General features: G+C 53.9%; 13 protein-coding genes and 1 riboswitch. Of the genes, 10 read left to right on the forward strand and 3 right to left on the reverse strand.

Annotated elements, in window-relative coordinates; all coding sequences use genetic code 11:
- The first annotated feature begins 134 nt into the window (after nt 1–134).
- Together ACFSDB_RS01305 and ACFSDB_RS01310 are read left to right on the forward strand one after the other, a co-directional pair.
- Nucleotides 135–701, forward strand: coding sequence for an RNA polymerase sigma factor (locus tag ACFSDB_RS01305; protein ID WP_204891446.1), 567 nt, complete (start codon nt 135–137; stop codon nt 699–701).
- Nucleotides 694–1,431, forward strand: a complete 738-nt coding sequence (locus ACFSDB_RS01310; protein ID WP_204891445.1) for an anti-sigma factor — start codon at nt 694–696, stop codon at nt 1,429–1,431. Before ACFSDB_RS01305 ends, ACFSDB_RS01310 begins: the two co-directional genes overlap by 8 nt.
- A gap of 67 nt (nt 1,432–1,498) precedes the next feature.
- On the opposite strand, the gene ACFSDB_RS01315 is transcribed toward ACFSDB_RS01310, so the two are convergent.
- Nucleotides 1,499–2,782, reverse strand: a complete 1,284-nt coding sequence (locus ACFSDB_RS01315; protein ID WP_204891444.1) for an ATP-binding protein — start codon at nt 2,780–2,782, stop codon at nt 1,499–1,501.
- A gap of 248 nt (nt 2,783–3,030) precedes the next feature.
- Nucleotides 3,031–3,903 carry a DUF2382 domain-containing protein gene (locus ACFSDB_RS01320; RefSeq protein WP_204891443.1) on the reverse strand — a complete coding sequence of 291 codons (873 nt, stop codon included), beginning with the start codon at nt 3,901–3,903 and terminating at the stop codon, nt 3,031–3,033.
- A 587-nt stretch (nt 3,904–4,490) separates the two neighbouring features.
- On the opposite strand from ACFSDB_RS01320, the gene ACFSDB_RS01325 reads away from it, so the two are divergent.
- The 3 genes from ACFSDB_RS01325 to ACFSDB_RS01335 all read left to right on the forward strand — a co-directional run bounded on the left by ACFSDB_RS01325 (nt 4,491) and on the right by ACFSDB_RS01335 (nt 7,190).
- Nucleotides 4,491–5,291 (forward strand): alpha/beta fold hydrolase, encoded by an 801-nt coding sequence (locus tag ACFSDB_RS01325; protein WP_204891442.1) that lies wholly within the window; start codon nt 4,491–4,493, stop codon nt 5,289–5,291.
- Nucleotides 5,292–5,306: 15 nt separating this feature from the next.
- Entirely contained in the window at nt 5,307–6,245 is a 939-nt protein-coding gene (locus ACFSDB_RS01330; RefSeq protein ID WP_377338860.1) for a diguanylate cyclase, read from the forward strand.
- A 99-nt stretch (nt 6,246–6,344) separates the two neighbouring features.
- Nucleotides 6,345–7,190 (forward strand): STAS domain-containing protein, encoded by an 846-nt coding sequence (locus ACFSDB_RS01335; RefSeq protein WP_204891440.1) that lies wholly within the window; start codon nt 6,345–6,347, stop codon nt 7,188–7,190.
- A gap of 47 nt (nt 7,191–7,237) precedes the next feature.
- Here ACFSDB_RS01335 and dapA read toward each other — a convergent pair whose 3' ends face one another.
- Entirely contained in the window at nt 7,238–8,131 is an 894-nt protein-coding gene (dapA, locus tag ACFSDB_RS01340; RefSeq protein WP_204891439.1) for a 4-hydroxy-tetrahydrodipicolinate synthase, read from the reverse strand.
- Nucleotides 8,132–8,256: 125 nt separating this feature from the next.
- Nucleotides 8,257–8,435, reverse strand: a riboswitch (Lysine riboswitch).
- Between the two features lie 106 nt (nt 8,436–8,541).
- On the opposite strand from dapA, the gene ACFSDB_RS01345 reads away from it, so the two are divergent.
- The 5 genes from ACFSDB_RS01345 to ACFSDB_RS01365 all read left to right on the forward strand — a co-directional run bounded on the left by ACFSDB_RS01345 (nt 8,542) and on the right by ACFSDB_RS01365 (nt 14,938).
- Complete coding sequence (locus ACFSDB_RS01345) at nt 8,542–9,144, forward strand: SAM-dependent methyltransferase (protein WP_204891438.1); 603 nt, start codon at nt 8,542–8,544, stop codon at nt 9,142–9,144.
- Nucleotides 9,145–9,213: 69 nt separating this feature from the next.
- Entirely contained in the window at nt 9,214–10,068 is an 855-nt protein-coding gene (ypfJ, locus tag ACFSDB_RS01350; RefSeq protein WP_204891437.1) for a KPN_02809 family neutral zinc metallopeptidase, read from the forward strand.
- Nucleotides 10,069–10,203: 135 nt separating this feature from the next.
- Nucleotides 10,204–11,370 carry a TraB/GumN family protein gene (locus tag ACFSDB_RS01355; RefSeq protein WP_204891436.1) on the forward strand — a complete coding sequence of 389 codons (1,167 nt, stop codon included), beginning with the start codon at nt 10,204–10,206 and terminating at the stop codon, nt 11,368–11,370.
- Between the two features lie 164 nt (nt 11,371–11,534).
- Nucleotides 11,535–11,783 carry a hypothetical protein gene (locus tag ACFSDB_RS01360; protein WP_204891435.1) on the forward strand — a complete coding sequence of 83 codons (249 nt, stop codon included), beginning with the start codon at nt 11,535–11,537 and terminating at the stop codon, nt 11,781–11,783.
- A 110-nt stretch (nt 11,784–11,893) separates the two neighbouring features.
- Entirely contained in the window at nt 11,894–14,938 is a 3,045-nt protein-coding gene (locus ACFSDB_RS01365; protein ID WP_204891434.1) for an efflux RND transporter permease subunit, read from the forward strand.
- Nucleotides 14,939–14,967 lie beyond the last annotated feature (29 nt).

Here is a 14,967-nt window from a genome sequence, read left to right on the forward strand (position 1 = left end):
CTCAATAAAGAGAAGGCCTGCCTCCAGGCTGGCCGGTCTGCAGGGGGATCCCGAATTTTCTGCATGCTGCTGTTTTCCTCCACCACTTAGTTGTAGTAAGCTTGAAGCATGACAGTTTAAAAAGGGGCAAGTCGATGGAGAGAAGTTCAGACTTTACGCTTTATACTCGCATACAGGATAAAGACAAAGACGCGCTTGAACAATTGTACGACCGCTACGAGAAGATCCTGTTCTCGTTCATCCTGAAAATGACGGAAGATCGGGACTTGGCCGAAGAAGCTTTGCAGGAAGTCTTCATCAAGCTGTGGCGGGGCAAAGGGGAGTACAATGAAAGCAAAGGGAAGTTCACTTCCTGGCTGTTTACAATGTCGCGCAACGTGGCGATCGATTTGATCCGCAAACGGAAAAAGCCGTCGGTGCCGCTCGATGAGATCGGGGATCTGGTGGATACGGATTCGACCGTTGAACACCAGGCGGAATGGCAAGAAGAGAAAACACAGATCCAGGCCGCGGTGCAAAGCTTGTCCGCGGAGCAGCAGAAAATGATCCAGCTGTTTTATTTCAAAGGCTATACCCACGAGGTCATTGCGGAAAGGTGCGGCATCCCGCTTGGGACCGTGAAAAGCCGGATCCGCCTGGCGCTCGGGAAATTGAAGAAATCATTGCACGATGTGCAGGAAAGGGGGGCTATCGATGACTAGAATGGATTGCGAACATGTGGTGGATTATTTGAATGGTTCATTGACGGCGGATGAGGCTCGAGAATTCGAAGAGCATCTGGCGGGCTGTGAAGACTGCCGGGAAATCCTGGCCGCAGCCGGCGAGCTCCCTTATCTTGCGGAAGCCGCCGAACCGCCTGCCGGCATGAAAGAACGGATCCTCGGCAATGTCTTCGCTGAAGAAGAAGCGAAGGACGGGCGGTACGGGCTGAAGGCAGTGCCTGTACATGAAGAGGATTTTGAATTGGAAGCGCAAGCGCGGGCGCCCAGAGAGCGCATCTGGTGGCGGCCAATTCTCGCCGCTGTGCTGCTGTTCTCGCTGCTGGGCAACGCTTATGCGTTTCTGCAGCTGGCGGAACAGGAAGAACCTGCAGCCGAAACGGCTTTCCAGTCGGTCGACCTACAGCCGAGCGAGCAATTCCCGGGAGCGGGCAAAGCGGCCATCATCCGCGATGAAGCTTCGCTGGAGCTCGTAGTGCAGGCGGAAGGCCTTGAAGCACTTGAAGGCAATGAAGTCTATCAGGTCTGGCTGCTGAAAGACGGCCAGCCAATTCCCGCAGGTGCATTCACGCCGGGGGAAGCCGGAGGCGGAAGCACTTACTTCACCCTTGAAGAAGACATCGAAGGCTGGGATACGATTGCCGTCACCAAAGAGCCGGAATCCGGCAACGAATTGCCTGAAGGGGACATCGTCCTAAGTTCGAGTTTATAAAGCCGCTTTTCGAAGCGGTCCAATAGAAAAAGCAAAAGACCGCTGCATGCCAGGCGGTCTTTTGCTTTTATTTTTGGCTCAGTGTTTCAGCGGGGCGGTAGCGGACGAGAATCATGTCCTCTCCTTGATCAGAAACGACTTGGAGCGTTTGGTAAATTTTCTCGATGGCATCGTGCAGTTCTTCGAGCGATCCGGCGACAAGGTTGAAGCGTCCGAACATCGGGGAGTAGGAGCCGGTATGCTGGACGACATCGCCCACATGCCGGCTGGAAACGAACGACAGCACTTCCGGCATCGCCAGCACGTCCTCGAGTCCCCTAATTTCAGCGATGGTGCCATTGTCCAGCAGGATCGGCAGGTTGCAGGACGGATATGGGATATAGCTGTCATCGAATGCGGAAATGTCGTATTTTCCGAGTTCTTCTCCGACTGCATGATCGAGCATCATTTCGAGCAGGTTGATGCCGGTCTGCTTTTCGACGATCGTATAATGCTGGGATCCGCTGATGCGGAAGCCCATTTCGTAGATGAAAAACTCGCCATTGTCGTAAAGGGCCTGGATCATGAGCACGCCATTCCGGATGTCCATGCCTTTCAGCATGGCGCGCACTTGCGGATCGACGGCCTCCAGGTAAAGCTCCCGGTGGACGGAAGGGAATGCCACGGCAATGGGCAGCGGCGGCAGATCCTTGAAATGCTGGTGGACGTGGCGGTCCGTGACAGCCGACAAATACACTTCGCCGTTTTGGACCGTGTAGTACATCATCGTTCCGTAGCTGTTGTCGATGAACCGTTCCACGATGACGCCGCCGGATTTCGATTGCTCCGCCGCTTTTATGTAGCCGTCTTTCAGTTCGTCTTCGCTGTAGCAGATGGTGATTCCCTGGCTCGCGTAGCTGTCGACCGGCTTGACGATGACAGGGAAGTTGAGTCGGACGATGTCTTCTTCAGCCAGCCGGCTGTCCAACGCGTATTCCTCGATGACAGGCACCCCGAATTTGCGGCAATGCGCTTTGAATTGGTCTTTGTTGGAGCAGATTTCCAGCTGTTCTTTCGTGGCGTAATAAGGCAGGTTCAGCCGTTCGCATAATGCAAGTGCATTCCACGTGTTGAGGTCGTCAAATCCGTTGAAAACGCCATGAACGCCTTCGGTCCGGGCGATTTCCGCGAGCTGTTCAATATCCGAGGTGCTGATATCGTAATGCTTGTCGGCGACCGCTTTGGCCGGGGAACCTGGCGCCTTGTCGGTCACAATTGTATAGAATCCCATCTTTTTGGCGGTTTCCACGACATTCACCATATGCGCAATTCCGCTGAGGATTAGAATCTTTTTTCTTTTAAACTGTTCCAAGTTATAGCCTCCTTAACATTAATGTCGATAAGCAACTCTCGATACGCTTGGTCTATGCCAAATGTATCAGCAAAAAAGATTCGAGTCAACTAAATACCTAAATATTCAAAAAACTTAAAATGGATTTACCCAGGATTTACTTTCGGTGATACAGTATTCGGAAAAAACGGATTTTTTATGTCGGTCGTTGCACTGCAAGCAGACGTAAAAAAAGCAGCCCGAGGGCTGCTTTTAACACTAGTTCCTTATTAGAAACGGTCACGGTCTTTGCGGTCGTTGTCTAGAATGCCGCGGTCGTTGTCCGTCACATCGCCGTCGATGTCCGCCACTTCTTTGCGGACGGTTTCATTGACATGCTCGGTGTCCTGGACTTTGCGCTTGCCGACGACGATCTCTTCCGAGACGACGTCTCTTTTCGTTACGTCCACGCGCTCTTCTGTCAGCGGTACGCGGATCGTTTCGCCTTCTGTGAAAGCGTCTTTCGAATCAAACGTTCCGTCGCGGTCCGTATAAGTTGCAGAATCTTCATTGACCGGACGGCGCTCAACAAATACTTCCTCGCGCTCAACCGGCACTTCGATTGTCTGCTCTTCTTCCACGACATGTTTGCCGACGTTCACTTCGCCCGTCTTCACGCGCTCTTTGCCGACATTCAAGCGTTCTTCGTGAAGGCGCAGGTGCTCCTCTTCATTCGTTGAAGTGGTGCCTGTTGTCGTGCCGCGGCGCTCATTGTATTCACGGTATGACGAGTCGTAATCGCTGTCCACATAAACCAGCAGTTTGCCGGATTCCAGGTGCTGGCGGTACTCATCATCCAATCCCATGCGGTTGTATGCTTCATTTGAAGCTTCTTCGCCTGCGAGCAGGTTCATGAATTTGCCCATGAAGCCTTCCTCTTTCTGGGAGCTTCCAGTTGAACCAGTTGAACCAGTTGAACCTGTAGAGTCGGTATCTACATGAACATCCGTCTGGCGCTCCACCATCGACAGCTGGTCGTGGTCCTGTGCAATTACATAGATATGGTCCTCGCTATATCCTTGCTGCTTTAATTCCGTAATCTTGTTTAATACTTCAGCCTGTACATCAAATGCTCCGATCAGTTTATCACCATGTTTTTTCATGTTATATTCCTCCTAAGTTTTGATGCTTCACCTGAAAGTTAAGGTATGGGTAGTGTACCCGGGGCAAACTGTTTTATAAACATCTTCTTTTGATTTTAGGCCTTTCGCACTCTGGCTTTTCAGAAGCGCAATGGCAATAAAAACCCGTTTCTTCATTAAAGGGAGGCTTATTTGGCCGAAAAAGGGGACTGGGCGAAAGAAATGCGTTTTTTCGGATGAGATAGGGGTATTTTGCAAGTATCCGATTTTATTTTTTTGCGTACAGGAGGGGAAGTGGATGGACAAAACATCCTATGATACGGTTTGACGATGACCAAGAGGGGTGACTCCAGCGGATTCGGCAAAGGCATCGCGCAAAAATTATTAAAATCAAACGGCCGGTTTTTCCCAAGAGGCCGTCGCATTGTCCCATATTGGAACTTTCTTCGCGGCGGCGCAGATTTTATACTGATTCTTCAATTCAGGTGATGTAGGAAAAATCGCGTATGTATTGGTACTTTTTTCAACAAGTGCTATGATAAAAGTTGGTTGTTAGTATTGGATTTCCATTAAAAAAGTACGTTTTTACATACAAGGGAGAGAGTTTCATGCTTGAACAGATCGTCAAACGCAATAACGTCAAATTGCTTGGCCATGGTCGCCAAGTACTGGTTTTCGGCCACGGTTTCGGCTGCGACCAGTATGTCTGGAGCGAAATTGCGCCAGCTTTCGAAGACAAATACCGGGTAGTGCTGTTCGATTATGTGGGGTCAGGGAAAAGCGATAAATCTGCCTATTCGACGGAACGCTACGGAACCTTGCACGGTTATAAGCAGGATTTGCTTGAGCTGTGCGACGCGCTCGAATTCGAGAACATCGTCTTCGTCGGCCATTCGGTCTCAAGCATGATCGGCATGCTGGCTTCAATCGAACGGCCGGAACTTATGGACAAGTTGGTAATGATTGGCCCGTCGCCGTTCTATATGAACGAAGACGGCTACTACGGCGGGTTTGAACGGACGGATATCAACGAATTGCTCGATATGATGGAGCTTAATTATAAAGAATGGGCGAAATACCTGGCGCCTGTCGTCATGCAGAACGAAGACCGCCCGGAACTGGCGCAGGAGTTTGAGCAGATCCTCTGCTCGAATGATCCGGTGATTGCCCGGCAATTTGCGGAAGTGACATTCACTTCGGATGTGCGCGAGGAGCTGGAGAAAGTCTCCGTTCCGACGCTTATTTTGCAGCCGCAATTCGACGCCATTGCGCCGCCGGAAGTGGGCCGCTTCGTCCATAGCCGGATCGACGGCAGCGAACTGATTGTCATGGAGGCCATGGGCCACAATCCGCATATTAGCGACGCGGAAGAAACAATCGCACATATCCAGGCGTTTCTGGACAGATGATCGGAGGGGATGGACGTGGATGAACAATTGAATCTGGCGCCATTTGGCTATCTGGTCATCGACCGCAACAACCGCATCATCGAAATGAACCAGGCGATGCAGGAGATGGTGGGCACGGTGCGTGCGCCGGTGCATGTCCATGACCTGCTGACGGTCGCTTCGAGGGTTTATTTCCAGACGTATTTCATGCCCTCGATCACCTTGCACGGCAAAGTGAACGAAATGTTCCTGACGCTGAAAAGCGCGGATGGGCCGGTTCCGGTGCTGATGAATGCAGCAGAGCGGAACGGCCTTTTTGAATGCGCCATGATCGGGATGACTGTCCGGGACGAATACGAGAAGGAATTGCTGTTGGCCAAACGCGAAGCGGAAAGGATCAACCGGGAAACAGCGGATGCATTTAATAAATTGAAAGCGCTGCTGGCGGAAGTCGAGTGCAAGCAAGGGGAACTCGAGGAACTCAATGAAAGCCTCTACCAGCTCGCAGCGCTCGATCCGCTGACCGGCCTTAAAAACCGGCGCAGCTTGGAAACGCTGCTTGAAGAGTTGACTATGAAAGCGGAGGATGGAGTGGAGTTGTCGCTTCTCGCAGTCGACATCGATTTCTTCAAACAGGTCAATGATACATACGGGCATCAGATGGGCGATGCAGTGCTGCAGGAATTGGCATGGAAACTGGAAGCGGAAATCGGGGATAGAGGCATTGTGGCCCGGCTGGGCGGCGAGGAATTTGTCATCGTGCTGCCGCAAATAGGGAAGACCGCGGCATTGCAGCTTGCAGAAGGCGTGCGCTTTGGCCTCGAAAAGGCAGAATGGCTCAATGTCAGCATAACTGTAAGCATTGGCGTAGCTGCCTTTATGCCCGGGGATGATGCCGGCACGCTGTTCGAGCGGGCGGACAAAGCGCTCTATGAGGCGAAAAGCGCTGGCCGAAACCGCGTGGCGGTAGGCTGAAAAACATTTAGCTTGAACAAAATATAAAGCTATCGCTCTGGTGCCGTTGATGGTTATAATGAATTCAGACTATAACTAATGTTATTAGCGGAGGTAACCATGGAAAAAGAAGTCCAATTGCTCGGAGAACGAGTAGAAGCAGATAGATATTTAATCGCCGGCCTGATTCAGGAAGAGGCGCTGAAAGATGCCGCTCCGTCAGACATAGAAGGCTATGAAGCGCTTTTGGAAACCGTGATCGAGTTCCGCGCAAGCCTCATCGGCCTCCTTGGTAAATCAATTTCGAATTATTTCGATTCGAAAACAGCATTTGCAGAAATTTCGGAGTGGGGGAAAGTGACCGGGAATTATTTCCTGGAGCAGGGAATGATGCTTGACCAGGCGCTTGCGGAAACCCATATCTACCGGAAGCACATCGCCAAGGTGCTGAAATCGGAAGCGGTCCATGAAGGCATGGACCTTGAAAAGCTGCTGGATGTTCTGGAGTTTTTTCACTCGCTCCTTGACCATGCAGCCCATTCCTATAGCTTTTCCTATATCCATGCCTATCAGAAGAACTTAAGCGATGCGCGGAAGCAATTTCTTGAGTTATCTTCGCCGGTTGTCCCGGTGAACGATGAAATCGCTATTCTGCCGATTGTCGGCGATATCGAAATGGACCGTGCCCATTACCTGTTGGAGAAAACGCTGATTGCTGTATCCCGCCTTCAGGTCTCGATACTTATCATCGATTTGTCCGGTGTCGTCAAAGTCGATGCCATCGTAGCGCAGCAGATCATCAAACTGACAGAATCCTTGAAGCTTGTCGGCATCCGCGGCATCTTGACTGGCATTCGTCCGGAAATCGCCCAGACCATCACGAATCTTGGCGTTGACGTCAGAGGGCTTGCCCTTGGCGGCAGCCTCAAGCAGGCATTCAAAAAACTGTCCGCTGAATCCGAATAAAACCAAAAAACCCGCTGAAGCATCGCTTCAGCGGGTTTCATTTTTCATTAAGACTGCTTGGCTTTCAAGGGTACTACAGGAGCCAAAGCTTCCTGTAGGGTCAGGGTTTCCTGCTCTGTGAGCGGCACCATTGGTAAGCGGACTCCGCCAACCGGTACGCCGGTCAAGTTGAGTGCGGTTTTTACCGGCACCGGATTCGGCGCAGCGAACAGTGCATTCATCGCCGGGAGAAGTTTCCGGTGGATCTTGGCCGCTTTCTGAGTATCACCTGTTTTGAAGCTTGAAATCATTTCCTGCATTTCACGGCCGATCACGTGGGCGGCAACGGAGACGATGCCAGTTCCGCCGATTGAGAGAAGCGGCAGCGTCAAGCCGTCATCGCCGCTGTAGAGCGTGAAGCTTTCGGGCGTGCGTTCGATGATTTCAGCGGCAGCATCGAGGTTGCCGCTCGCTTCTTTAATCGAGACGATGTTCGGAATCGCTGACAGGCGCACGACCGTGTCGACAGACAAATTGACGACGCTGCGGCCCGGGATGTTGTAGAGCATGACCGGCAGGTGGGTTGAAGTAGCAATGGCCTGGAAATGCTGGAACATGCCTTCCTGCGAAGGTTTATTGTAATAGGGCGTCACGAGCATGATGCCGTCGACGCCCGCCTCTTCGGCGCCTTGCGTCATAGTGATCGATGCGCGCGTATTGTTCGAACCGGTTCCGGCGATGACCGGGATGCGGCCATGGCCCGTTTCAACGACAAACTTGAAAAGCTCGATTTTTTCATCCGCTGACAGGGTTGGCGATTCACCGGTGGTGCCGGCGACAACAAGTGCGTCCGAGCCGTTTTGGATCAGGTGCTCGACCAATGCGGCCGTTGCCGGGAAGTCGATGTCACCGTTAGCGTCAAATGGTGTCACCATTGCTGTTACTACTTGTCCGAAATTCATAAATACCACCCTTTTCTCATTTTTTTAGTAAAATCAGAGGTGATGAGTCTATCGAAAAAAACAAAAAAACAGCAACGAGGGTCTCGTTGCTGCCATAGAGCCGGTGTGTATACCGCCCAGCTCTTGCATCAGATAGCCCTCCATATAGTTTCCTATATGACAGTCCTGCATCTATTGAATGCAGGCCCAGCGGATTCGGCGATGAGCGCCTCTCCACTTCGGCAAAAACCCCTTTCAGCAGCCGTCGCCGGACCTCATCGTCCTCGGGCTGTCTACTGATGGTCTTTGCACCTCTATCCTCACTCCGGAAGACCGGAGCAAGAAATTATTGAATTAGCTAGACTTTACCAAATTCCGCCGAAAATTGCAATAGCAGCGCACCGGAATTTGCAGGGAAAGGGGAAATGATGATGAATGAACGACAGCAAGACGCCGATTTGAACATCCGGACCGAAGGCATCCAACAGGGATTCCATGACTCGCTCCACCACAACCGCTATGAGCCGACCCCTTACGCTTTGCTTGCCGACCTTTTTGCGGCCTACCGCCTAGCGCCGGGGGACCGCCTTGTGGATTTCGGCTGCGGAAAAGGGAGGCTCGCCTTTTATGCCCATCACCTGTTCGGGGTGGAAGCCGTGGGCGTTGAAATGGACCCTGGCCTGTTCGCCGGAGCGATGCAGAATTTGATCCGCTATGAAAAAAGAGCGCCCCGCGCAAAAGGGCGCATCCGCTTCCAATGTGAATTTGCGGAGAACTACCGCGTGCAGCCGCAGGACAACCGGTTTTATTTCTTCAATCCGTTTTCTGTCCAGATTTTCATGAAAGTGGTGCAGAATGTGCTGAAGTCCGTGGAGAAAACCCCGCGGCCTGTCGAGCTGATCCTGTTCTTCCCGTCTGAGGATTACATCGAGTTTCTGGAGTACCGCACGGGCTTCGAGCGGGTGCAGGAAATCGCTTTGCCCGGGTCGGAAGCCGATTTCCGGGAACGGTTTTTGGTCTACCGGCTCGCTTGAGGGTTAAGGGAGGTACGGAACGGGGTATAGGCTTAAGAAAAAAGGCTAACAGGCGAGGAGAGAAGCGCGATGAAATGGAAAGGCAGAGCAGGGAGCGGAAATGTCGAAGACAGAAGGGGAAGAGGAGTGGGCGGCGGAACAATTGCCGCAGGCGGCGGGATCGGCGGTTTGCTGATCTTCCTGCTGGTGGCGTTTCTCGGCGGAGACCCGGGCGCCGTCCTGAACGGCATGGGCGGCGGAGCGCCGGCGCAATCGGGTGAGCCGTATGTGGCCACGGAACAGGAAGAGGAACTGGCGGATTTCGTGTCGGTCGTCCTCGCGGATACGGAGGCGGTCTGGTCGCAGGTGTTTGCGGAAGAGGGGCTTGAATATGTCGAGCCGACGCTCGTCCTGTACACCAATAGCGTCGAATCGGCCTGCGGGACAGCGGGATCGGCGGTCGGGCCGTTCTATTGCCCGGGAGACCAGAAGCTTTACATCGATCTGAGTTTCTATGAAGAGCTGCAGCGTCAGTTCCAGGCGCCCGGTGATTTTGCGATGGCCTATGTCATCGCCCATGAAGTGGGGCATCATGTGCAGAATTTGCTTGGCGTCATGGAAAAAGTCCAGCCGATGCGCAATCAGCTGAGCGAGGAAGAATACAACAAGCTGCAAGTACGGCTTGAGCTTCAGGCGGATTATTATGCCGGCGTCTGGGCGCACCATGCGGAAGGCATGGACGTGCTTGAAGAAGGCGACTTGCAGGAAGCGCTGCGTGCAGCGAGCGCGGTCGGCGATGACACGATCCAGAAGCGTTCACGCGGCTATGTCGTGCCGGAAAGCTTCACTCACGGCACTTCCGAACAGCGCCAGCGCTGGTTCTACCGCGGGTTTGAATACGGCGACATCCAAAACGGCAATACGTTCAACGTACGCAATCTGTAAACGGAACAATTATGAAATCTGCAAAAATGAAGGGCCGGGCGTTGATATTTTCCCTCCGGTGATTCATTATTGAAATAGACAGTCTTTTCGCGGTGTCGCGGAAAGAAATTTAACTCTAATGAAGGAAGTTACCTCATGCATGAAGATAATATTACGCGCCTCCATATCGACGGGCGCGAGTTCATCCTGATCGGAACCGCGCACGTCTCGCGGCAAAGCGCCGTGCAAGTCAAGGAAGTCATCGAGGCCGAGCGCCCGGACTCGGTGTGCATCGAGCTCGACGCACAGCGCTACCAGTCGGTGACCGAAAACAGCAAATGGAAAGAGACGGATATTTTCAAAGTCATCAAGGAAAAGAAATCGAGCCTGCTGCTGATGAACCTCGCGATCTCCTCGTTCCAGAACCGGCTGGCCGACCAGTTCGGCATCAAACCGGGGCAGGAAATGATCCAGGGCATTGAATCGGCGAAAGAGACGGGCGCTGAACTGGTCCTTGCCGACCGCAATATCCAGGTGACATTCGCGCGCATCTGGAGCAATATCGGCTTCATGGGGAAATCCCAGCTGCTGACGTCCGTATTCTTCAGCATCTTCAGCAAAGAGACGATCTCCGAAGAGGACCTCGAGAAGATGAAATCGCAGGATACGCTGAACGCCGTGCTGAACGATTTTACCCTATCGTTCCCGAAACTCAAAAAACCGCTCATCGACGAACGCGACCAGTACCTCGCGCAGAAGATCAAAGATGCGCCTGGCCAGAAAGTGGTGGCAGTCCTTGGGGCGGCCCATGTGCCCGGCATCACGAAAGAGATCCATAATGAACATGACCTCGAAGCGCTCGCACAGGTGCCGCCCAAGTCGAAATGGCCGAAGATCCTCGGCTGGGCATTGCCGATTCTTTTGGTCGTGCTTCTCGCCATCACATTCTACAACAACCCGGCCGCCGGCATCAACGGCACGATCAGCTGGGTGCTGTGGACCGCGTCGCTCGGTGCAATCGGTGCAGCCCTTGCATTCGGCCATCCGCTTGCCATCCTGACGGCATTTGTAGGCGGGCCGGTCGGAGCGCTCCACCCGCTGCTCGCAGCAGGCTGGTTCTCCGGCCTCATGCAGGCATGGGTGCGCCGCCCGAACGTCGGCGATTTCGAAACGCTTTCCCAGGACGTCTTCACCTTGAAGGGCTTCTGGGACAATAAAGTCACGCGCGTCCTGCTGGTCGTCGTGCTGACAAACCTCGGGACTTCCGCCGGCAACCTGATCGGCGGCGCTGATGTCATCCGGCTGTTCCTGAAAAACCTATAAGCCAATATGTCCGCTGCAGGCGGCCTCCCATCCGGAGGCGCCTGCAGTATTTTTTTTGTCCCGATCACAGGGAAATTTTTCTTTTTCCCTTCTGCTGAAAGGATTTCAGAGCGGGTATAGAGAAGTAGATAGACAGTAAAATACGGTTGGGGAGGAACAATATCATGGGCTTATTCCTGATGGGGATTCTGCTCTGGTCACTCGTCATCGCATCGGTCGTGCTGCTGGTTTACGGATTATGGAAACGTTCCTGGAAAGCGTTGCTTTGGAGCGGGGCGGCACTCCTGGTTCCGATGGGGCTGATTGCATTTGATGGAAGCGGAAGCCTCTGGTTCAAATTGAGCATAGTGCCGCCGTTGCTGATTTTTGCCGCCGCGTATTTGATGAAGCACCGTAAAGCCCATTCCTTGTAGCGTTGACGGCCGGAATCCACCGGCCGTTTTTTTATTTTTTCGGAGAGTTGGCATTGGCGTCTTCCGGAAATTAGTTATACAATAGTTATACAAAAGTGGGGAGGCGCAATATGAACTATTTACTGGAACGGAGCAAACTATTCCTTTTCCTATTCTTTATTCTCATGCTGATTGGAGCGTACGTCTTTACGACACTGCCGCAGCGGGAAATTCCGGAGACGCCGCCGAATCTTGTGCTCGTATCGGCGATTTTGCCAGGAGCCGGGCCGGAGGAAGTCGAAACTTCCCTGACCAATCCTTTGGAGCGGGAATTGCAGAAAGTGGACGGCATTTCGTCGATGCAGTCCGTTTCCGCCAATTCCGCATCCATCATCACGCTTGAGCTGGAAGACGGATTCGATCCGGACAGCCTGGTGACGGAGATGCAGCAGCAAGTGCAGCGTGCATCGGGAGGGTTCCCGGAAGGCGCGCAGGCGCCGACCGTCGAAAAGCTGGATCTGACATTCCCGCTCGTCTCTTATATGTTCTACGGAGATGAAGCGGAACTGGCAGGCATGAGTGAGGAGCTTGCCGCATTGTCCGAAGAAGTGGAAGCGGTCAACGGGGTTGCGGGCACGACGGTCAAAGGCTTGAACAGCCAGCAGGTGCTGATCGAGCTCGATTCCGATGCGCTCGCTGAAAACCGGCTCCAGCCGTTTGAAGTGCTGCAGTCGCTGCAAGGGGCGAATCAGCCCTTGTCGCTTGGCACACATGACAACGGCAACGAACAAGTAGTGCTGACAGTCGAACAGGGCGAAGGCATCGAAAAACTGCAGGCGCTCCAAGTCGGGTCGGCTGCAGTTCCGCTCGAAGACATTGCCACCATCGAAAGGGTCGATGAAGCCACCACGGACATCGTGACGTTCGAAGGCGAACGGGCGATTTCCTATACGGTCTTTCTGCAGACCGGGCAGGACGTTCCGGGCGTCGATAAAGGTGTTTCGGAACTGATCGAAGAGTTTACGGAAGGGCTGCCGGCAGGTGTCGAAGCAGAACGCTACGAATCCCAGGCGGAAAATGTTACGACGATCTTCGAGGGGCTTTACGAAGCGCTGCTGATCGCCGTGCTTGCCGTGCTCGTCGTCACCACAGCCGGACTGACGCTGTTCGGGGCATTGACCGTGGCGCTTACCGTCTTGGTTACAGTGCTTGCCGGGCTCATCCCGATCCCGTTCATGGGCGTCGACTTGAACCAGATTTCCGTCATCGGCTTGATCATCGCCATCGGGATCCTTGTCGATGACAGCATCGTTGTCAACGACAATATCCAGCGGCGCTACAAGCTGGGCGATTCGCCGAAAGACGGCGCCATCAACGGCGTCAAAGAAGTGTATTCATCAATCATTTCATCCAGTCTCGCCATCGTCGTGACGTTCTCGCCGCTCCTGCTTCTTTCCGGCGGCAATGGGGCGTTCATCAAGGCGCTGCCGAGTATTTTGATCACGACAATCATCGCCTCGACGGTTCTGTCGATTACGCTTGTGCCGATGATGCAATACCTGAAAACGAAGCGCCGGCGGAAACCGATTTCCGATACGCCGGGGTTCCTTGGAAAGCCGCTTGAAAAGCTGGCAGGGTTTTATTCCAATAGGGTCCTGCGCGGCGTCATGAAGCGCCCGCTCCTCGTCGGCATCGGCGGGCTGGTGGTTGCGACCGCCTTCCTTGCGCTTGCCTTCTTTACGCCATTCGAGTTTTTCCCGGCAGCTGACCGCCGGGAAGTGACGATGGATATCCGCTTGGCGGAAGGGACGACCATCGAAGAAACCGATGCGTTCATGGCTGACGTAACGGAAGAGCTGCGCAATGAAGATGGAAACATCGATGAAATCGCCGTCTTTACCGGCGAAGGCTTGCCGAGCCTGTTCGCAGCGTCGATGGACAACACCGGCGCCAATACGGGGCAGGCGGCGATCCGCATCGACCGCGAGGCGACGACTGCTGCGGACTTTATCGAGAAATGGCAGCCGGAGCTGCGCGAGCGCTACCCGGAAGCTGAGATTTTCCTAGATACGATTGTCCAGGGGCCGCCAGTTGGCGCACCGGTGACGGTGACGGTCACCGGGCCGGAACTTTCTGAACTGGAAGCGATCCGCGACCGCCTGAAAGAAAACATGCTTGCAGAAGGCGCTGACGTGGTGACCGACAACCTGGGCGATCCGGTTCCGGCCATCGAATACGTGCCGAATGAGGCAGCGCTGCAGGAAAACAGCATCGCGCTCAGCACGGTGACCAACCAGCTCCAGCTGTTGACGCAAGGCGTCCCGCTCTACAGCATCTATGAAGGCGCGACGCCTTTAGGAGTGACGCTGAAGCAGAGCGGAATCGAGGAAGGCCAGCCGATCGACCTTTCCGCGTTCCAAGTGCCGGAAGCGTCCACTGAAGGCCCGCCGTCCTTTGTCAGCCTCGAAGAATTGCTGACGGCTGAAGAAGCCGAAGTGGTCGCGCAGATTCCGCACCAATCGGCGGAACGCGCCATCACGCTGAAAGCGTTCGGCGAAGCGGAAGATTTCGAGAACAGCATGCTTGCCGTCGCGGACGCTGAAAAAGCGGAGCTGGCGGAAGGCTTCGAGATTTCGACCGGCGGCGAGAACTCGGACCAGGAAGCGTTCTTTGCCGAGATCGGCGTCCTGTTCCTTGTCGTCATCCTGCTGGTGTACCTGGTCATCGCATTCCAGTTCAAATCGTTCGGCTTGCCGTTCCTTGTGCTGATTGCGGTGTACCTCGGCATTTCAGGCGCCATCCTCGGCCTGTTCCTGACGCAGACGCCGCTCAGCTTCCTCGGGGTGATGGGGATCGTGTCACTGACCGGGATCGTCGTCCGGAACGCGGTCGTCCTGATCGACTTTGTCGAGACGCGCCGTTTGTCCGGCAATTTCAACATCCAGGAAGCGATCATCGAATCGGGCTATGCCCGCATCAAGCCGATCGTACTGACGTCGATCACATCGATCGTCGCATTGATTCCGGTCGCCTTGTCGGGGGATCCGCTGTTTGAAGCGCTGGCGATCACGATCATTGCCGGGCTGACATTCTCTGGCCTGTTCACGCTGGTGATGATTCCGGCTTTGTATTTGGTGTACTACCGCTTCACGCACCGCAAAGAGAAAGCCGCTTGACCTCCTGACGCGCAGCCATTCCCGGCTGC

It is taken from the genome of Planococcus chinensis, assembly GCF_042681545.1.
Classification (GTDB): domain Bacteria; phylum Bacillota; class Bacilli; order Bacillales_A; family Planococcaceae; genus Planococcus; species Planococcus chinensis.